This window comes from Pelosinus sp. UFO1 (assembly GCF_000725345.1).
In the GTDB taxonomy this organism is placed as follows: domain Bacteria; phylum Bacillota; class Negativicutes; order DSM-13327; family DSM-13327; genus Pelosinus.
In genome coordinates this window covers 908,261-929,381 of the sequence record NZ_CP008852.1, presented here as the reverse complement: position 1 = coordinate 929,381, position 21,121 = coordinate 908,261, and the positions used below count along the sequence as shown (strand labels likewise).

The following is a 21,121-nucleotide window of genomic DNA, read 5'->3' as shown; positions in this document are numbered from 1 at the left end:
TTTTCACCTCTTATTTTCAGTTCTGCCGTTAACTGAATATGTTCCGCTAGTATCCAATTTCATCGGCTATAATTATGATTTTGATTCTGCCTTCAAACTTGATGCCATTGTGAATAATCGTAGTAAAATTGCAGATTCTTTTTTTGCAATCACAGTCTACACAGGTTCCAGTTTCTACACAGGGTGTTTCATGTTTTATTCTTTTAGCATTCATCGGTGCAATTTCTCTTATTCGCTTAAAAGCATCCTCTAAGCTACCTACAATTTTATTAACCCCTGTTACGATAATGACATTCTTAGGGCCAAAAATCATTGGTGCAACCCGGTTTCCAGTACAATCTGTATTCACTAACTCTCCATTTTTAGTAATAGCATTAGTACCTGTCACCAAAAAATCTGCAGTAAGAGATTTTCTGTGTATCTCTACTATATCCGGATCAAAAGGGAGATCTTGATACCTATCAAAAAACTTATACTTGCCGTTTCTTAAAATATCAACCAATCCCATTTCACTTAAGGTTGTCGATCCGCCAATGGCAACACTGGCTCCTTCTTCTATCATTTCAAGGAGTTTATCCCTGGCTTCTTCTAAAGTTTCCACATAGGAAGCCTTAAAATGTTTTTTATTTAATACTTCTACAATATCCTTTGCTTTACAAAGATTCTTCCATTTTTTCATTTTATCCATTCACAACTCACCTCCTTAAATACTGTTTGAACTTGACTCCATTATAGAACGAAAAGAATTTCCTAAGAATTTGATATATTAAGATAATTATTTACTATTTTAATAAGATTTTGCCAAATCTCATTATTTGGCAAATGAAAAAAGTACCCAATGATTGCAATGGTCTTTTGCAATCATTGGGTACTTTCCTATAATTCATCAAGATAAGTTTTGCTAAGGAACATCTTTTGATCAAAGAAGATCAGAAATTATTTACACAGCATAATATTTTGCTCAGTACTCTTATCGAAAATATGCGCCTTCGCCATATCTATACTTAAAGTAACTGTTTCTCCACATTTCATCTTCATACTACAATCACTCCGTAAAGTGAGCATTTTATCAGCAAAACCTGTGCAATGCAAATATACTTCTGCCCCGGTATTTTCCTGAACTTCAATACAAGTCTTATATATATTTCTTGTATCTGGCTCAATAGAAGAAGTATCCTTACGAATATCTTCAGGGCGTATGCCTACTATCACTTCTTTTTCAAGATAACCTAAGCTGCTTATTTTTTTTGCCTGATCTTCAGTAAGTTTCCATGCAACATTACAAGCCGTAAACATTACGTCATTTCCCTGCCCGCATAAAACTCCATCAATGAAGTTCATTGCAGGGGAACCAATAAATCCGGCTACAAACATATTAGTAGGAGCATTGTATATCTCATCAGGTGTCGCTATTTGTTGAATCACTCCGTCTTTCATAACTACCAGACGATCTCCCATTGTCATAGCTTCTGTTTGGTCATGGGTTACATAAACAGTAGTAGTTTGCAATCTCTTCTGTAACTTACTGATTTCCGTGCGCATTTGCACACGAAGTTTAGCATCAAGGTTGGATAGTGGCTCATCCATTAGAAAAACCTGTGGCTCACGGACGATCGCCCTACCTAACGCTACACGCTGACGCTGGCCACCCGATAAATCCTTTGGCTTGCGTTTTAACAAAGGCTCTAAATCTAAAATACTTGCGGCCTCCTGTACCCGTTTATCAATTTCAGTTTTGGCAAACTTACGCATCTTCAACCCAAATGCCATATTTTCATATACATCCATATGAGGATATAGTGCATAGTTTTGAAAAACCATTGCAATATCACGATCTTTAGGCGGTATATTATTCAGCCTTTTATCTCCGATGTACATATCTCCATCAGAAATTTCTTCTAAACCAGCAATCATACGTAAAGTTGTTGATTTTCCGCATCCAGAAGGTCCAACTAAGACGACAAATTCTTTATCTTTGATTTCCAAATTCACATCATGAACGACTGTTGTATCACCATATCTTTTATATATATTCTGTAACTTCACACCCGCCATCGTTTACACTCTACCTTTCCCCTATTATATCCAATTGCTACTTACACCTACTATTCTTCATATCGATATTCCTTGCCACAATGGGATTACTTTTTGCCTGCTATGTACGCATCATATTTTTGTTTTGACTTTTCAAAAGTGGCAGCCCACTCATTGAGAAACTCTTCTACTGTTTTCTTACCAGTCATTACAGCTTGAATACCTGGGTCACCTGTTTGATCCAGAATGGAACGATATTCAGGCAAATACATAGGAGGCTGATAGAATCTAAGGTTAGGATCGGAGAGCACCTTGAATGCAAGTTGCATATGAGGCAATTCTTTCGCCCATGGCTCTTTTAGTGAATCTAAGTGTGTAGGAATTTGACCAATACTTTGATTCCAATAACTTTGACTTTCTTGCGAACATAAGAAACTTACAAACTTCCACGCTTCTTCTGGGTGTTTGGAAGTGTTATAAATACCATACCCAATTGTATTTCCACCTTCTTGTATTACCTTACCATCTGCTGTCTTAGGCAAGGTTAACGGAGCATATTGTTCTGGTTTCATAGACTTTTTATGTTCTGAGTAGGAACCAATATTATGCTGTACCATAGCAACAGCACCCGTATCAAAAGCAGCAACCATTTCTTTATAACCATTCGTTACATCACTCTTCGGTGTAAAGGTTTTATAAAGGGCTAAATACTTTTTAACAAATTCAACATGTTTAGGATCATTAATCCGGCACTTACCATTTGCGTCAAAAAAATCAGTATAACCGGAATAAGCAAACATCATTCTTGGTAATTGTATTGCTGCACCATCACCACCGCGGATGGTAAATCCATAACGATTTTTTTCTTTATCTGTCATTTTTTCAACAGTATCAAAAAACTCATCCCAATTTTCAGGAACCTTTACCCCTGCTTCTTTAAACCAATCAGGTCTATACCATAGAATTTCCATATTCATCGTATTTGGAATTTGGTATAGTTTTTTATCCAATACCATATCACGGTTGGATTGTATGATCGACGGAGAGATTTTTTCCTTCTCACTCCATTTATCAAACATTGGATCTAGATCCAATAATACTTTTCGCGCGGTAAAATCTGCTATCCAGCTTGTTTGAATACCCGATACATCAGGAAGGTCATTGGCTGCAATGGCAGTATCAATTTTTTGTTTTGCTGATTTCTTAGGAAGGCCAACATACTCAACGTGAATGTTGGGGTTCTGGGCTTCAAATTTTTTAATCAATACTTCATAGTATGGAGTACGATCAGGACCTGCATTTTCGTCCCAAAATACAATATTGACCTTTTCCCCCGTTTTGGGCTGGGTGGCAACATCTTTTTGTCCGCACCCAGACAAGAGTACAAGCGAACTCAAGACACAGGCAGACAATAGAGCCTTAGTACCTTTTGTGAACATGGTTAACATCACTCCTTCTTGTTTCGTATTTTTAAGATTGCTTACCTTCTAGACAAGAAAATTAACCTATCCCTTAACAGCACCTCCCATGCCATTGACTAGATATCGCTGCGCATAGGCAAACATGATAATTGCAGGGACTAACGCAATTACACTACCTGCTGCAAGGGCACCATAATTAATGTTAAATTCACCCATCATGTAACTTAAACCAACCGAAAGTGTGAAGTTTGCTGCCTTATTCGTAAGCATAAAGGCAAATAAAAATTCATTCCAAGCATAGATAAAAGTGAACACGCCCGTAGCAACAATTCCAGGTAACAATAAGGGAAAAATCACATGGCGTATGGCTTGTAAACGACTGCATCCATCAACCATTGCCGCTTCTTCAAGTTGTACTGGTACATTAGAGATAAACCCGTTCATAAGAATCGAATTAAAAGGTATTTGGAAGGTTGTATAGGCAATAATAAGTGAAAGCGGATTGCTAATAAGCCCTAAGTTTTTAAAGATGATAAAAAGAGGAATAATTAGCATTGCCCCAGGTACAAACTGAGTACACAACAACAACAATAAAAATGCTTTTTTCCCTTTAAAACGGTAGCGACTTAAGGCATATCCTACTAGAGTAGCAAAAAAAACAACAGATACAACAGTACATCCAGCTAGAAATAAACTATTTTTAAAATAGATTGCAAATCCAATATTATTCCAGGCATTTATAAAATTATCGAAGGTAATTTGACTTGGAATATATTCTAACGGTGTCTTGACAATATCCCCCTCATTCTTGAGGGCTGTATTTACTGTCCAGTAAAAGGGGAACATGATAAATGTCATAGTTACTAGCAATGGAAAATATAACGAAAAAAATCGTTCCACTTTTGGAGTCTTTATCATACCTCAGCACCTCTTTCCATGCGACTGATTTTCAGATATGTAACAACAAATATAAGCAAAATGCTAAAGCTTATCACTGTTATCGCTGAGCCATAACCAAAATTATTTTCACGAATCGCTAGTTCAGCAACATACATACTCAGAGTAGTGGTGTGATGAGCCGGTCCACCGCCTGTCAAGTTGAAAATTAAATCAACGTTATTATACTCCCAAACACAACGTAATAGTGTTGTCAAAACAAGAGTATTCTTCAGTTGGGGTAAGGTAATGTGGATAAAAGTTTTTATGCGACCCGCCCCGTCAACTTTTGCTGCCTCATAAAGCTCATCAGGAATACTTTGCAAAGCAGATAGTAAAGTAATGGCAAAAAACGGAATTCCACGCCAAAGCTCTGCAACCACAACTGCTGGAAAGACGGTATCAAGATCTGCTATCCATGCCTCCTTATAGTCAATGACACCTAATTTCAAGAATAAATCATTAATAACGCCCATGTGCTCATTATACATTAAGGACCACATAACGGAAGTCAGTACACCTGAAATAGCCCATGGTGTAAAGGCAGCAGCTCTAAAGAAGGTACGGAATTTAAACTTTTGATTTAAAATTAGGGCAATACTCATTCCAAATATTACTTGAAGTGAAACTTGTGACCCTACCCATTTACCCGAAATCCACAAACTAGCGTAAAACTGAGGATCTTGGGTTAATATGCGTATAAAATTATCTAAGCCTGCAAAACCATTATAGAAAGGCGTATTTGCATTATAGTTCTGCAGACTGTAGTAAAATACATTCCCTAGAGGATAAAATAAGAATCCTGCGATAAATACAAGCGCAGGCGAGATAAAAAGATAGGGAAGCCACTTCTCGAAATCAAACGTACTCTCTTGATAAGAAGATTGCCGCCCTTTTGCCTGTTTTTTTAGTGCTTTATCTTTTCGTTGTAATTGCATAGATATCTGTTCACCTCATTCTTTTATCTTATTGTCATTATAGAATAAAATCAATTTTCTAAGAATTTGATATATTAAGATAACTATTAAATATTTTAATATGTTATTGCCGCTATGCAAAAGAGTGCAAACCAAATATGGCTTGCACTCTTTTAAAATTTATTTTATGTCATCATAATATTTTCCATTAATACTGACATTTTTAAATATTAATTTTTCAACATTCTTCAACACAAAGGGCGTTTTTACATCGTGCAATGTACAGTTCTTGAATTGTACATTTGTAATGGGAGTGCGGTCATATGCGCTCATCAAAATTCCGGTTTTCCCGCCATAGCTCTCTAAATTTTCAACAAAGATATTACGAACAATGGGCGTATGTTCTCCAGCATCTCCTTCTTCATAATCCATATCTACAATAAGGATTTCTTCTCCAATACTTTTTACTACTGTATTTCTAAAGTAAATATTTTCAATGATACCGCCACGTACAGAATTGGTTTTAAACCGTAAAGCGCGATCTAAATTGGGACTGTCCATCACATTATTATCAGCAAAAACGTTGCGAACACTCCCTGATATTTCACTTCCGATTGTTATTCCCCCATGCCCATCCTTCATGTAATTATTCTGAATCACAATGTTTTCACAGGGAATGTTGATCCGCCTACCATCGCCATTTCTGCCTGATTTAATGGCGATACAATCATCTCCGTTGTCAAAATAACAATTTTTAATCAACATATTTTTGCAAGAATCGGGATCAAAACCATCCGTATTAGGTCCATGTCCAATAATTCTCACCTTATCAATCGTAATATTTTCACACAGAATGGGAGAAATCTGCCACATGGGAGAGTCCTTTACTGTTACACCCTCAATTAAAATATTTTTACTGTTATAAAACTGGATAAAGCTTGGACGCAAATAATGTCCCTTACCAAATTTTCTTTCCTCTACCGGTACATTCTGTTCCGCCATTGCAAAAAGCACATCGCGATCCTCAGCTTGATGGGGCTGCCCTACTTGCCAGCCGTACTGCGTTAGCCCTTTCCATGGCCACCAATGTTCATTATCACCATTTCCATCTAAAATACCCCCTCCAGTAATCGCCAGATTTATTGCCCCGTAGGAATAGATTAACGGAGAATAGTTGTACAGTTCTACTCCCTCAAACCGATTTAACACCATCGGTAAATACTTCTCTAAGTCTTGGCTGAATTTTATCGTAGCCTCTTTCGAAATATACAAATTGGTGTTGCTTTTAAAATGGATTGGGCCTGTAAGATAGATTCCTGAGGGAACTATCACCCGCCCTCCACCAGCTGCATTCACCACATTCATTACTTTCTTAAAAGCATCTGTACAATCCGTTATCCCATCCCCAACCGCACCATAATCTGTTATCACAAAATCCCGATTCGGAAAAATGGGAGGCGTAATTTGACTTAGAATATCCTCTAGTTTCCCCCACCCTTGTTCTGCTTCTGCCCCATGATCCATAATGTGTTCAGACTTCATAATATTTACCTCCATCACAAAGTAACCCTTAGTTTTATTTCCATAAGCGAATATATTAAAAATGGCTAAATACTTTATACCTTAAACTGATGCATTGTAATCTGCAATTCTTCCGCCAATTTTGCTAGTTCTCGACTAGAGGATGCAATTTCAGCCGCAGCTGTTGATTGTTCTTGTGTGGCTGCTGATACATTCTGTACTTCCATGGATGTAGTTGTAGTAATATCAGCGGCGTTCTTCATTACTAAATTCACGTGCCTGCTTCCTTCTAGTACATTCTTCATAGCACTAGAAATGGTATGTACCTGACCAGATACAGAATTCACCAAATCAGCAATATCTGAAAAGGCAGTCGTTGCTCCATTGACAGCTACCATTCCGCTTACGACTTCTCGCGTTCCTGCCATCATTGCGGTAACAGCACTATCTGTTTCCCTGCGAATCCCATGAATCAAAGTAGAAATCTGCTCCGCTGCCTCCTGAGATTGTTCCGCTAGTTTCCTTACTTCCTCCGCAACGACGGCAAACCCTCGCCCCGTCTCTCCAGCTCTTGCCGCTTCGATAGCGGCATTTAACGCTAAAAGATTCGTCTGTCCAGCAATCGTAGAGATAGTGCCAACAATTTGTCCAATTTCACTGGAGCGCTCTCCTAACTTAGTCACAACCTCTGCAGATGTATTGACCGTTCTTTCAATATTTCTCATTTGTTCTAATGCAACACTGACCGAATAAGTACCATTCTTAGATGCTACAGCTGTCTTTTCAGATAAGACTACAGTTTGTTCTGTATTATCTGCCACAATTTGAATTTGACGAGACATCTCTTCCATAACTCCAGTCGTTTCCTTCAGAGCACTTGCCTGTCTCTCGGTTCCAAAGGTAATATCAGTCACTGAAGCAGCTACTTGATTTGAGGCATCCGCAGATTGTTCGGCACTAGCAGTTAATTGCTCTGATGCTGCTGCCAACTTCTCCGCAGAATGTCCAATCTTTTGTACTAACATCCTCATATTGTGATTTAACATATGAAAGGCTTGTCCCATGATGCCGAATTCATCTTTATTTTCTAGCAATTTTTTAGGTACATCAATAGAAAAATTTCCTTTTGCCATTTCACACAAATGGCTAGTACCTATTTTCATAGGATTGGTTATGTTTCTACCAATGTAAAAGCTAACTAATCCCATGATACTTAACACCCCGATAAAACTACCACCAATTAAGTTTTTCGCACGAATAAACGCTTCACCATTTTGTTTGTTGAGTTCATCAGCCGCTTTTGTATTATCCTCTGCTATTTTCTTTAACAAGTCTATAAAGATATTGGAATAAGGCAACACGTTTGTAACATATTCTTTATATGCTTCTGCACTTTTGTTTTCCATAGCTAAATTCATGATTCTTTTTCGCCCATCACGATATTTTTCCATGGCAATTTTCATTTCCTTCAATTGTTCTATCTCTTTTGCATTCAAGTTATTTTTTTCATACTCTATAATATTTTTATTAAACATCTCATCCCTAAGATCTATGGCTTTTACCACCGCCTCTTTCCGGGCCCCATCTACAGTAACCATCGCTTCAAACACAAATGCTTGTATGAAACGAAAATGACCAATATTTTCATTAATTAACTTTACAGCAATTAATCGATCTTGGTACATAGCGTTCATATCCTGATTTGTTTTTAGTAAATGGGAATAACCAGTGTATCCTACTATACCCACTCCTACAATAGAAATAACCAACAATATAAAGAGTTTATACACAATACTAACGTTGTTCAATTTCAACACTTCTACACCCTACCTTATAATCTCTTACTAATCCAAATACAAATCTATTATAGTTTGCAATGACTTTCCAGAGAATCTAACATCTTAAGACAAGTATTTACTTTCTTAAGATTCTTAATTTTTTAAAAGATTTTGGATAGCCTGGTCATACTCATGTGTCCCATACTGAATTTTTGCCAAATATAAATACCTAGCAAAACCCGGCTCATGATAGGGTACGATCTGTTCATACTGCCACTGTGCAGTACCTTCAAGATAGGGAATGAGATAATCAATTGCTTTTTTTATATTTCGACCATCAGGGCTACTATAGTCCCAGATATTAACCCCAACCTGGTTACCTACTCTCGCCATAGTAATAAATGCTCTCAAGTTAAAAGTTGTATAGCTCATTGATTTTGTTCTAGCAAGTTCTTTGGGTAAGCTTCCGTCAGGCTGTATCTGCTGGTCAATTCTCCTGGCTGCAGCTTCCCTAACAATCTGGGCAGCAAGATCCCGATTACCGATAAACAAAGCATAAGCACTCAGTTGTGCATCATACCAAACACCGTGATTGTTAGACGCTTTCGATTCATGAATTCCATATTTACTTGTCAGCATCCAGTCCAAATAACTACTGAACCACTGCTTCATAGCCTCGGCGTCATCCTTAGAGTACAATGGTGATTTTTCTAGCATTCTTAAATCATCTGTTATTTGGATCAAACAGACAGTATCTATAATCCCCGATCCTCTACCTAAAACTTTTCCAGGAATGCCTTGGGCAAAATCAAGATTCGGGTTCATACGAGACTCAGTATTTATAAAAAATACTTCAAGAAACTCAATTGCTTTCGCAGCATATTCCGCCTTACCTGTAAGATAATAAGCAAGGCTAAGTTTATGAATATTACTTGCTGTTCTAATAAGGCGATTATGATCATACCGTGATGATTCATTCCCCTCTGGATTAATTCGCCCATCCTGATTGGTATAGGGTGATCCACTAGGTTGCTCAGTATCAATCCACCAATATTTACCGATACTTACATAATCATGAGGATCACCTGATGGTGGAAGTATGGTTTTGTGTGTCACGCTATCAGGTGTTTCTTTTAAAGCCATATCCGCTGCATATAGAATGGATTGAAGAGTTTCTGCAAGTTCAAGAAAGACCTGCTCCTCTGATAGGCTTTTTATTTCTATAGGCTCATAATGTAAAAAACTTTCTGCCTTAACTGCAGGTTGTTGCAGCAACAAAGTTAGAGTACTAAGGATTATTGCTGCTGTTGTTTTTAATAACCACTTCATCTTACCTTATCCACCTCTGTAATTCGTTAAATGAACGAATGTTCTTCTTAATATAATCAAATTGAATGGCTATAGCATCATCTAATGCTATAGCCATTCAATTTTTTTCCTGTAATAACGTAAGACATGTAATGGAATCCATGTCCATTGCAGAATTTGATGGCTGTACAGGCCGAACTTGCTTTTGCACCCCTCCAAACTGTAAATTTGGCAGAATGTCAAAATAGATGCCAATAATTCGGATAATAGTTTTTCACTTTTACATAGGCATTACCTCCCTAGTTTAAGCAATAAACAATTTCCTGTGAATTAAAAATATTAAGATGATAATTTAACATTTTAGGCAATACGATCGTACCTTCGACGGAGGATTCCTAAAACCAATGGGAATGATTCAGCTTTCCGGAAAAACCAATGGATTTATAGCAAACAAACATAAAACCTACAAAACGATTCAAATAGCTTTACAAGATGCGCCTGCTAACCTAACTCACCCTTATGTCATATATATCAAAAATGAACGCTATTCAATATATTAAGAAATTGAAGAATAATCTTAATATATTGAATTCGCAAAAAGTTAATATTTGTTTAACATAAAAGTAGACATTTTTTCAAATAAGTAAAAAAATGCACTACTAGAAAGAAGATGGTTTTTAATACAATAACTTATTCGTGATCTTTGACCATCGGGACTGCCTGGATGGGGTACTTATTAGGTTTTTCCAGACAATTCTAATGATGGTAATAGATATAATTGGGATAGAATAGAACTGTTGAGGAAACATGTGCAACTCAATAGACTCTATTTGACTCCCCTTCTAAAAAAAATAGGGGGACAAAAAAATGAAAAAAACGAAAAAAAGTTTAGCTCTGGCACTTGCTGTAATGCTTGGCTGTAGTGTTACAGGTACAGCACTTGCGGCAACCGGAACGGAAAATCCGTTTACAACAGTTCCGTCCAACCATTGGGCATATCCTGCCGTGACACAACTAGTAAAAGCAGGCCTTATTGATGGCTATAAAGATGGCGATTTCCGCGGTGATAACGCTATCACCCGTTATGAAATGGCTTCATTGGTTGCCAAAGCAATGACCCATGTCGACAAAGCAGATGCTGCTAATAAAGCTGCGATTGATAAACTTTCTGCAGAATATGCTAACGAACTCAACAATTTGGGAGTTCGTGTGAAAAATTTAGAAAAGAAAGTTAACGCTCTTGGCAAAATGACAATTGGCGGTGAATTACGCTTCCGCTACGATTATGCTGGTGATGGCGTTCTTGGTTTCGACAATGATGCCTCTGACAAACAGAAAAATGGCCAAGTTCGGTACCGCTTGAATATGACTGGTCCTTTGGATGACAACTGGAAAGTAAATGCCCGTTATGAATCGCAAGCTGCTAAATTTGGTGGCAGCGGCAGTGACAACCTAAATACCCTGGCTCGTGCTTATATTGAAGGTGATGTTTCCGGTATTCATGTACTCGCTGGCCGCGGCAATTTCAAAACCTTCAATGCCTATACCGGCTGGGATAAAGATAACTGGGACGGCGCAGGCGTTACTATCGGCAATAAAGTAACTTTAGACTTGTATGCTATGAAACATGGCGGTGCTGATACTACTACTACTTATGCTACTACACCTGTTTATAAAGCAGATGGTGTCACGCCTGTTCTTGATAAAAATGGTAAGCAAACTTATGCTACTAAAGCAGTTGCTTCTTTCAGCCAGAAAAACACCTGGTACAAACTGGCTCAGTTAAAATACTCTTTCAGCCCAGACTTCACTATGGCTACTCAATGGTTAAAGAATCCTCTCCAAGATAGAAAAGAGTACGGTGCTAGCTATGACACAATAGGTGTCGGCTTTAAGTATACTGGCTGGGACAATTTAGCATTAAGTGCTGAATATGCTGAAAACAGAGCTGCTAGAATTAGAACAACAACAACTGGTGGTGTTCTTGATAGTAAATTGTTTACAAACGATAAACCTAAAGGCTATGAAATTAAACTAGATTATGGTAAAGTGGATAAAAGCAAAGTTGGCTCCTGGGGTTCTTGGGTCGGTTACAGATATGCTGATGACGGTTTTGACCGCGGTGACATGACCACTGGTTTCCGTCATGATAATGCTAAGGCAGCTCGTATGAACAATATTAAAGGCGTGGAAGTTGGTCTTGATTACACCCCCATTAAAAATACTAAATTTGAAGCTTTCTACATTGCTGGTAAATCTGTAAATGGGAATGATATTGCCGGTACGGACAATAAACATATGGCATATGCTCAGATGGAATTATTCTTCTAATCTAAATAACTTGACAAAAGATGTAGTCAAACAGGCACCCTACGCAAATCGTAGGGTGCCTGTTGCCTTAAAAGAGTCAGCATCATTCAGCTCTAATCACCTCAGGATCACCAGTTAACCCTTTTAACAGACGTGCAGAATATATCAATGTACATCCGCACAACAACAACATCATCATCATTGTAAAGGGCTTCCATAAAATCACTCAACTCAATTTATTGCAGGAATGATTTTCTGATTTAAAAGAAGTTTATTGTACGCTGTCTAGCAGCAGTTCTCTGTGCTCAAAGACAATCGGATCATGTTCTGAAAAACGGAGTAGTCTCCAAAGGACGAAATCGCTATGCGATGGTTATTGACAGTTCGCATGCAGATATTATTAAAGACTCAACTTGCAGTATTACGCTGCTTGTTGAGTCTTTTGCCTAGCTAACTGTTCAACGAGACTATCTTTTCTCCAACTATTTGTTTATTAAAAACGAACAAGCTGAAAAATTCAACTTGTTCGTTTACTTAACTAGAATATGGAATGCCTTTTTCTACTTCGATGTAGTTACTGTTATGCTTGGCCCAGTTCCTGTCCATCTGCCCATTGCATCGCCAGCTTCTATTTTGAATGTATATTTGGTATTTGGCGACAAACCAGTAATGGCAAATGTGGTGTCATTAACCGTATATACGGTATTCGCCGTATTCATAGATTCACCATTTGGACTAATCGCATTACCATCTTTGTATACTCTGTAGCCAACAACAGCTTTATCATCCGTTGCTGCAGGCCAGCTAAGGGTTACACTGGTACTAGTTTCATTAGCCGTGATGCTACTCTTAGCTGCCCATTTTGGCGCACCAAGATCATATAACGGTTTAGTAGTACCTTCAGGCTGTACACTATAAATAGTTTCATTACCGGAAACATCTATAGCTTTTACCTTAAAGGTATATTTTTCATTAGCAGTAAGTCCGCCAATATTATAGGATTTAACCTTGGAATCAAGAACAGCAACCTGTTTATCATTTGCATACACGACATACTGTTTTATACCATACTGACTTGTAGCAGGCTTCCAAGTCAAGTTTACCCATGTAGTGCCGATGTTCGCCAATTTCACACTATCGCTATCAGTCGACACGATAGGAGGTTCTGTACTTTTTATCCCCATTGTTGTAACAAGCAAGCTAGGACCTGTTGTGGTAACATTACCGGTTGCATCAATCGCTTCTACCTTAAGCTTATAAGTTTCACCTGGTGCAAACCCAGTAACTTTTTTACTCACTTCACTGCCTGCTACTGTAGCTACAACAATATCATCAGCTAGTATGTTATATTTAGCCACAGCTGCATTATCAATTGCCCCAGACCAGCTTACTACCACACTTGTCTCACCTATTTCACCTGCTGTCACCGAACTTGCAGCAGACCAAATCGGTGCGGACTCTGCATCCAGTGATGCAGAATTTTGTGTAGTCTTTTTGTCAAAGGAAAGTCCAGTAGAATTTGTAATTTTCCAAGGTTCTTCCGTATTGTCAAACACAACATGCTTAAAAGAACTATTCTTCATATAATCAAGTAGCACAGGTTTAGCATGAAGGAATCTAACATTTTCAAAGTTGATATTTTCATGATAACCGTTTGCATTGCCCGCCACTTCAATAGAAGCTTTACCAGTACCATCGACTGTACAATTCTGCACTGTTATGTCCTTGAATCGTCCTGGCTCAGCTGCAGGTTCAAATTCCATGACCGCATTCGGATCGGAATAAGCCGAAGTAAAGATAAACCCTTGCAATTGAATATTTTTTAATGCATTATCCCTAAACACAATATTTCTGGAACCACCACCAGTAGGTCCATTAGTTTTACAACGTAATCCTACGTCGACGCCGTTCATGATATTATCTTCTGCCAAAATATTTTGCATCCAAGCAGCAGTGTGGCTGCCTGTTACAATAGCACCATGACCATGACGGAAATAGTTGTTGAAAATCCAAGCATTCTGTGTTGGTTCTTCTTTATTGCCAACCGCCCCTTGACCTGCCGCAAAATTCATGCCGTCATCGCCAGTGTCAAAGAAGTTGTTAAATACTATTAACCCCGAGCCATGTGAAAATTCAATCCCATCCCCATTGTTACAATCATAAGTTTTAAAAATTACACCATTGACTGTCACATTATTGCAGTTGGCATTCATCAACGTATGGTTTGCAGGGTTTATTACTGTAATCCCATTATAGTACACATTATTTACACCTCTAAAATTGACTAAACTTGGTCGTCTAGGGTATACGGCTTTCATCGTCATCCCCATACCTACCGCTCTTTCCACAGTAGTCTTGGCCGTTATGCCAATATTGAGAACTTCCTTAAGGTCTGACTGTCCTGCAGCATTTAACGGGCTTGCATATACAGGCAATGATGGATCTTCCTTGTCAACCCCAATTTGTTTCCATCCATTCCCGTCGATTGTGCCTTCACCTACAATTCGAATATTGGACATACTGCCAAAATCAAAAGTGTGGGCATTAATCAGAGAATAAAAGCGGGTATCCGTCGAGTACATGTATGGTAGATTACCATATACATACTCATCTGCATTTTCAGTTGCCAGCAAAGTTGCATCTTTACTAATTTCTAAGGTCATATTACTTTTTAACCAAATAGCACCTGTTTTAAATACACCTGCTGGAACCACTACTTTGCCACCAGTCGTACAAGCGTCAATCGCTGCTTGAATGGCTTTGGTATTACTAGTAGTACCATCACCAACTGCACCATAGTCCACAATGTTGAATGCTTTAGGCACCGCAGTAGTAACTTGAGTTACCACCTTGCTTTGCGGTGATTCATTACCAGCTTTATCAATTGCCCGAACGGTGAACTTATAAGTAGTATTCGGTTTTAAGCCAGTTGCCGTATAGTTATGCATGGTAATTCTCTGCGCATCCTGATTGCTACTGTCTGCATAGAATTTGTCCATATACGGTTTAGCTGGTGAAGTCTTATTGTCATACGCCGTACCAACCAGTTTTCCATCCATATAAATATTGTAGTTTACAACATTATCATATACTGCTGGTTTTTCCCACACTAAAGTAATGCTTTTTTCATCATATGCTAATGCAGGTACTTGGACATTTTGAGGCGCTTGCACAATAGCTGCGGCAGAGGCTTTTTCTACTGGCAGAGCAAAACCAAAAACTGCCGAAAAAGTAAAGACCACAGCTAGCATAAGAGATAAATACTTTGCTTTTTTCATCCAATCATTTCTCCTTTTTCCAAACTCGACTAACTAGCCATTATCAAATCACCATAAAAGTAACTATTTACATTCTATATACATATGAAATTTATGGGAATTAAACATCTTAAGACACTTATCTAATATTTTAATATTCTTTGAATAACCTCTAAATACGTTAGTTAACATTTTTAAATGTTTTGCCAACAGATGGTGATTTAATTCATAACACAAAAGAGGCTCATACATTTTACTGTATAAACCTCTTTTATTATGTAATTTATACCTTATTTTTAAATTCAATAGGCGGAACTCCCGTATATTTTTTAAAACATACACTAAAATATTCCGGACTACTATATCCCACTACCTCCGCTACTTCATAGGTTTTCATGTTATTACTTCTCAAAAGTTCCATTGCTTTATTCATTCTTATCTGTAATAAAAAATCGGAAAAATTAATATTTTTTTCCTGCTTAAACAGTGTACTTAAATAAACCGAATTCATATGAACATGCTTAGCTACTTCTTGTAGTGACAGTCCTTGTTTTGCATAGTGTTCTTCAATATATTTTGCGGCTTCCCCTATGACACCATAACTATGACTTTCACGCTGGATTGTCATAAACTCGGCAAGAGCAGAAACAACTGGCCTAATTAAATTCATAATTTCCCTAATCGTTTGCATTTCGTTTATTTGGTTATAGTAGAGAGATACGTTTTCCCTCTGTGCCTTCTCCCATTCTTGTGCCCACTCTGCCGCCCCTCTAAATAATGATATTATTAATTGCACAGCAAGAAGGCGAACGTGATATAGGGATATGTAATTTTGCTGCATGATTTCACATTCTAGATCATGGATAATCCCCATAGCATCTTGCACTAAACCTAACTTCACTTTGTTTACAAGCTCATCCTCGTCCCACTGAATCTGCATACGACTTTTACTAGGCAGATCGCCAATGTCTAGCATTGAAAATACCTTGTCCTTACCAATAAAATGGCGAAAACTAATGACGGACCTAGCATCCTGATAGGACGACCTAATACAGGAAATACCCTGATAAGCTCCTCCTATAGCAATTGTCACAGTTATTTTTAAATATTCTTTTACGATATTTTTAATCTCTTCTGCAAAATTACGTGCGTTTGCTTCTGCATCCTTAGGTGTTTCATTCGCGGAATAAATTAAAACAAGTTCATCTTTCTCTAAGCCAACAACTCCGCCTTTTTTTTCTCCTGCAGTTAATTCTTCGCAAATATTAAAGACACAATACTTTAGCGCTTCTCTTTTTTCAAGAGATTCTGCCTTCCCTGAAACATCTTTATAAGATTCATCTACTTTGATTAGAAAAACAATAAAGGTTTTACCTACTAATTCAATACCTAAGGACCGAGCTTCCCGCAATAGCTCCTCTTCTTCTTCTCGACATTCTAACAACGTTTTTAAGAATGCTTGTCTAAAAAAGGGATTTGCTTCACTTATTTTTTGCTGTGTTCGATTCTCATTATCCCATTCTTCCGCTGCTTTTTTTACTTTTTCAAGTAGTATTTCCTTATCTACTGGCTTGAGTAAATAATCAAATGCCCTTATTTTTATGGCTTGCTGTGCATAAGCAAAATCATTATATCCTGTTAAAAGAATTAATTTAATCATCGGATACCGTTCCTTAACAATGCGTGCCATATCCAAGCCATCCATAAATGGCATCCTAATATCAGATATTACTATGTGAGGATGGAACTCTTCAATGAGTCTAAGCCCCTCCTCTCCATCAGCTGCTTCCCCTGCAAGCTGAAACCCATGTTCCTCCCAAGGAATTGTCTTAGCTAAGCCCTTACGAATAATCCGATCGTCATCAATAATCAAAATCCTATGCATCTAACTTATCCTCCAATTGTTTCATCGGAATGATTACCTTTACTATCGTTCCCTCATTTAACTTACTTTCTATCTGCAATCCAGCTTCTTTTCCATAATGAAGTTGGAGTCGCTCATGAACACTACGAACACCGAGCCCAACCTTCTCTAGTCCAAATCCTCTATTATTCAAACTGCCACGGACTTCTTGTAACCGCTCATGACTCATTCCAAGTCCATTATCCTGCACTTCAAAGCATAAAAGCCCATCCTGCTCATAGCCATTTACCTTAATCCAACCAATTCCTCTCTTTTGTTTTACACCATGGTAAATTGCATTTTCCACCAAAGGCTGTAACGTTAATTTGACAATACTATAAGATAGAATATCTGGCTTTACATTAATCTCATATGAAAAGGCATCGCCATAGCGCATCTCTTGAATAAATAAATAGTTGCGTATATGTGACATCTCTTCCTCAACGCTAATGATTTCCTTACCGCAACTAATACTTACGCGAAAGAAGTTGGATAAAGCTGTAATCATTGCACTGGCATCTTCATTCAAACCCATATCACATAAACCTTTAATAGAATACAATGTGTTATACAAAAAATGTGGATGAATTTGGGTTTGTATCACCGAAAATTCCAATTGCCTTTTTGTTTCTTGATCGATATTGATCTGCTCTACCAAATTTTTGACTCGTTCTACTAAATCTTCAACCCCCTGATTTAAAACCCCCATCTCATTTAAGGGGTGAGTATCAGAAACAAAATTTATATTCTCTCCCTGTATACGTTTCATACTGTCTGTCAAAACTGAAATCGGTTTTGTAATATAAATTGCAAGCACATTTGTCAAAAAAACAGCAACAATAACTAACAAAACAATTAGGGATAATGTAATATATTTAATATACCTAACTCGATCTAGAATCTCATCCTGTGTAAATACAGCTGCAAGCTTCCACTGATTCGTAAGCAAGGTATTATAAATTACAACCATCTTCTTCCCCTGCGGATTATCAAACTCAAGTTGCCCCTCTCTAGTTTTGGCTTGTTGTAATTGCTTTACTACCTCGCTATTTACCTGATATTTTTCATCGATTTTTTTAAAAGTCATTATCTCTTCTGGGCTAACTAACATTAAATACCCACTTTTATTAAGTAATGAACTACTAAAAACCTTCTCAAAAAAATCATAGCGTAAATTAAATAAAATAATTCCATTAATTTTTGCATTTTCTTTGCCAAAGAGTTTAAACAAACTTACATGCCTTTCACCTTTCTCGTATCCAAGATGCGAGTTTTGCCAATACACATCATAAGGATTGTCTTTATAGCGGCTACGATACTGCATATATATAAACTTGATCATAGTACTAGAGTCGTCGCCTCTGAAAAAAATAAATTTACCATTATGAAAGTTAATATAGATTGAGTCAATTAATGTACCATTAACGGATCGAATTCCATTAACATGAGATTGTACTTTAAGATAATCTTCAGGACTAATATCCTCAGGGTCTTTATTCATAACCGTTAGAATATCAGGTTCATTCGACAGTGCCGTCAATTGCTGCAGTGCATCGGCAAACCGATTATCCAGGTAATTTCCTGTCTGAAAAACGATCGTGTTAATGTTACGATATGCATTATCCTCAATTTGCGCAGCAGCTAAAAGATAGGATGCCATGCCTGTAATAAAGATGAAAAAAATAATGATTGGGATATACACACTGAGAATAGTAGATTTAAATGAATAAAGAAACTTGCGCGCAAGTTTATCATTCAGCCATCTAACCAACATCCTTAACTTTTTCAAGTCGTCCCTCCTTTACTACTGCATATTTAGAATTATCATGATCACGTCAATTACTAATAATGAACTAAGAATAGTATGAATTCATTGAAAAATCATAAGGGATAAATTCGGTTTACAATAATTTTACGCCTTAACCCATATTCTGCTTATTTCGATAAATACCTGCTATAAGTGAAGGACCGGTTCAATGATAATAGATAGCTAATAGGCTCAACTGCAGTATCCCTCTGCTTGTTGAGCCTATAGCCACATAGAACTTCCGATTGAATGTTAAACAAAATATGACTTTTACTTCAATAACACATTATTTTCCGGTGCCCATTTTTTCTGCCATTTAGGGTAGTCCTCAGTTAATAATTTCAATGGCTCTTTGCTAAACCAATTGTATTTCGTCCTTCTTTCCGTGCTTACTTCCCAATAGCTATATTTTTTTGAACTATCACGATTAGCAAACAGAGGTTTATTGCTCTCAATTTCATAAAAGCGTGTCCATAAAGGAGTAGCCTTTGGATCATTAACAATCGTTCTGTCAAGTCCTGAATCCGTAGTAGGATCTTTTTTCTCCTGCACTTTAATACCATTAATTTTAACAGAATCTAGCCATAACACAGCTGACTGTATCGCATCAATCACTTCAGGGCTTGGGTTATCAATACTCATTAAGAACCTTACTACTTTCGTACTTTCTTGACTACTAAAAGAAGCAAGTTCAAATGATCTCCCCATAACAGGCTCCAGTGTATCGGGAGTATACTGCTGACACCAGGCTATTTTCTTGCCATTGACACGAATTTGCGTATTTAAAAGCATATTTAACCCTTTATTATAAGCAGTCTTGCCTTGGGCAATATGTCTTTCATCCACAAAAGCAAGCCCTTCTTCTTTATTCTCAATATCACGCATCAATTCAAGAACGTTCGTTATGGCATCATCATTGATAGTAATCAGCTTCTGGTAACCAGTTGCAACAGGGAAAAATTGCTGCCATCCGCCATTTTCTAGTTGCCCATTGAGAAGGTAATCCAGTCCCTTATAAAAGCCTGTTTTATATTTTGCAATTTTTGTTTCCGAATAAACTTTGCCTAACAATCGTATCTGCGTACTCGTAGTATCATTATCAATCGTAGACTTACGTGTTCCCGCATTAAGCTCACCCACGCCCACGATTGGTTTTGTAACGTTTACATTCGGAGCTAATTTGATCCAGCCGCCATCACTATTTTGATATCCCAAAATAACGTCAGCAACTTTTTGAGCCTCCAACGTTCCATACCACTCTTTAGGCTGCTCTGCCATATTGGCAATCGTAATTTTGCCTCCGCGTTCTAATGGGAGGTTGTCCCCTTTTGGCGTCACATTGGCAATCACATACACCATGGTGCGTTTTGCATCCCATCTGTATAAACAGCCTAGGTTTTCCATAGAGAATTTCACTGGTAAAAAAAGTCTGCCCTCAATAATTTCAGGAGCAACTTCACTAACTTTCTCCTTGCCATTTACTATTGCTTTATTTTGGCCTACAAATAAGATTACTTTATTGTTATTCAATTCTAAAACAATCTTATTTTCTTTTTCAGACCACTCAAAATTTCCACCAATGGTTTCCATGACATCCTTAAGTGGGGCCATAACCACATTATTTTTCGTCAGCGGCTTAGTATAAAGCCCCTCCTCCAATTCATGATAAGCTCCATTATCAGAAAAATTGGGTTCCTCCATAATCATGGTGATGATTCTGACTTGCGGTTCCAGTGGCAATACTGCGTTCTTCTCTGCCGCAGAACCAAATTTCATCGGTGTAGTAAATATAAGTGCAGCAAACACGCTTGATATTATCACAATTTTCGTTCTTTTCAAGTTATAGCTCTCCTTTAACTATTTTTTCTATCCATATACTGAACCTCTTCTACATCTCATTTTATAAGACTTTCTATTATTTATTAATTA

The 21,121-nt window shown here is 37.5% G+C and carries 14 protein-coding genes; 2 read left to right on the top strand and 12 right to left on the bottom strand.

The window, feature by feature from the left end; all coding sequences use genetic code 11:
• Positions 1–46: 46 nt before the first annotated feature.
• The 8 genes from UFO1_RS04110 to UFO1_RS04075 form a co-directional block, all read right to left on the bottom strand.
• Positions 47–688 (bottom strand): lactate utilization protein, encoded by a 642-nt coding sequence (locus UFO1_RS04110; protein WP_038668220.1) that lies wholly within the window; start codon positions 686–688, stop codon positions 47–49.
• A gap of 248 nt (positions 689–936) precedes the next feature.
• The gene (locus tag UFO1_RS04105; RefSeq protein WP_038668216.1) at positions 937–2,055 is read right to left on the bottom strand and encodes an ABC transporter ATP-binding protein; all 1,119 of its coding nucleotides are present in this window, start codon (positions 2,053–2,055) and stop codon (positions 937–939) included.
• Positions 2,056–2,141: 86 nt separating this feature from the next.
• Positions 2,142–3,473 carry an extracellular solute-binding protein gene (locus UFO1_RS04100; protein ID WP_038668213.1) on the bottom strand — a complete coding sequence of 444 codons (1,332 nt, stop codon included), beginning with the start codon at positions 3,471–3,473 and terminating at the stop codon, positions 2,142–2,144.
• Between the two features lie 66 nt (positions 3,474–3,539).
• Positions 3,540–4,373 (bottom strand): carbohydrate ABC transporter permease, encoded by an 834-nt coding sequence (locus UFO1_RS04095; RefSeq protein WP_038668211.1) that lies wholly within the window; start codon positions 4,371–4,373, stop codon positions 3,540–3,542.
• Complete coding sequence (locus UFO1_RS04090) at positions 4,370–5,329, bottom strand: carbohydrate ABC transporter permease (RefSeq protein ID WP_038668209.1); 960 nt, start codon at positions 5,327–5,329, stop codon at positions 4,370–4,372. Before UFO1_RS04090 ends, UFO1_RS04095 begins: the two co-directional genes overlap by 4 nt.
• 159 nt (positions 5,330–5,488) lie before the next feature.
• The gene (locus tag UFO1_RS04085) at positions 5,489–6,850 is read right to left on the bottom strand and encodes a glycoside hydrolase family 28 protein (RefSeq protein ID WP_084159779.1); all 1,362 of its coding nucleotides are present in this window, start codon (positions 6,848–6,850) and stop codon (positions 5,489–5,491) included.
• 74 nt (positions 6,851–6,924) lie between these two features.
• On the bottom strand, positions 6,925–8,646 hold the full coding sequence (locus UFO1_RS04080) for a methyl-accepting chemotaxis protein (RefSeq protein WP_038668207.1): 1,722 nt from the start codon (positions 8,644–8,646) through the stop codon (positions 6,925–6,927).
• A 114-nt stretch (positions 8,647–8,760) separates the two neighbouring features.
• On the bottom strand, positions 8,761–9,936 hold the full coding sequence (locus UFO1_RS04075) for an alginate lyase family protein (protein WP_051788818.1): 1,176 nt from the start codon (positions 9,934–9,936) through the stop codon (positions 8,761–8,763).
• Between the two features lie 383 nt (positions 9,937–10,319).
• On the opposite strand from UFO1_RS04075, the gene UFO1_RS25130 reads away from it, so the two are divergent.
• Both UFO1_RS25130 and UFO1_RS23975 read left to right on the top strand, forming a co-directional pair.
• On the top strand, positions 10,320–10,475 hold the full coding sequence (locus UFO1_RS25130; protein ID WP_158442773.1) for a hypothetical protein: 156 nt from the start codon (positions 10,320–10,322) through the stop codon (positions 10,473–10,475).
• A 307-nt stretch (positions 10,476–10,782) separates the two neighbouring features.
• Positions 10,783–12,246: an S-layer homology domain-containing protein gene (locus UFO1_RS23975; protein ID WP_051788817.1), complete on the top strand. Its 1,464-nt coding sequence runs from the start codon at positions 10,783–10,785 to the stop codon at positions 12,244–12,246.
• A gap of 539 nt (positions 12,247–12,785) precedes the next feature.
• On the opposite strand, the gene UFO1_RS25125 is transcribed toward UFO1_RS23975, so the two are convergent.
• The 4 genes from UFO1_RS25125 to pelA all read right to left on the bottom strand — a co-directional run bounded on the left by UFO1_RS25125 (position 12,786) and on the right by pelA (position 21,031).
• The gene (locus UFO1_RS25125; RefSeq protein ID WP_051788816.1) at positions 12,786–15,503 is read right to left on the bottom strand and encodes a fibronectin type III domain-containing protein; all 2,718 of its coding nucleotides are present in this window, start codon (positions 15,501–15,503) and stop codon (positions 12,786–12,788) included.
• A gap of 262 nt (positions 15,504–15,765) precedes the next feature.
• Complete coding sequence (locus UFO1_RS04055; RefSeq protein WP_038668204.1) at positions 15,766–17,367, bottom strand: response regulator; 1,602 nt, start codon at positions 17,365–17,367, stop codon at positions 15,766–15,768.
• Positions 17,360–19,174, bottom strand: coding sequence for a sensor histidine kinase (locus tag UFO1_RS04050; protein WP_051788815.1), 1,815 nt, complete (start codon positions 19,172–19,174; stop codon positions 17,360–17,362). The genes UFO1_RS04055 and UFO1_RS04050 overlap by 8 nt, the downstream gene beginning before the upstream one ends.
• Positions 19,175–19,462: 288 nt before the next feature.
• Positions 19,463–21,031, bottom strand: a complete 1,569-nt coding sequence (gene pelA, locus UFO1_RS23970) for a pectate lyase (protein ID WP_051788814.1) — start codon at positions 21,029–21,031, stop codon at positions 19,463–19,465.
• Between the last annotated feature and the right edge of the window lie 90 nt (positions 21,032–21,121).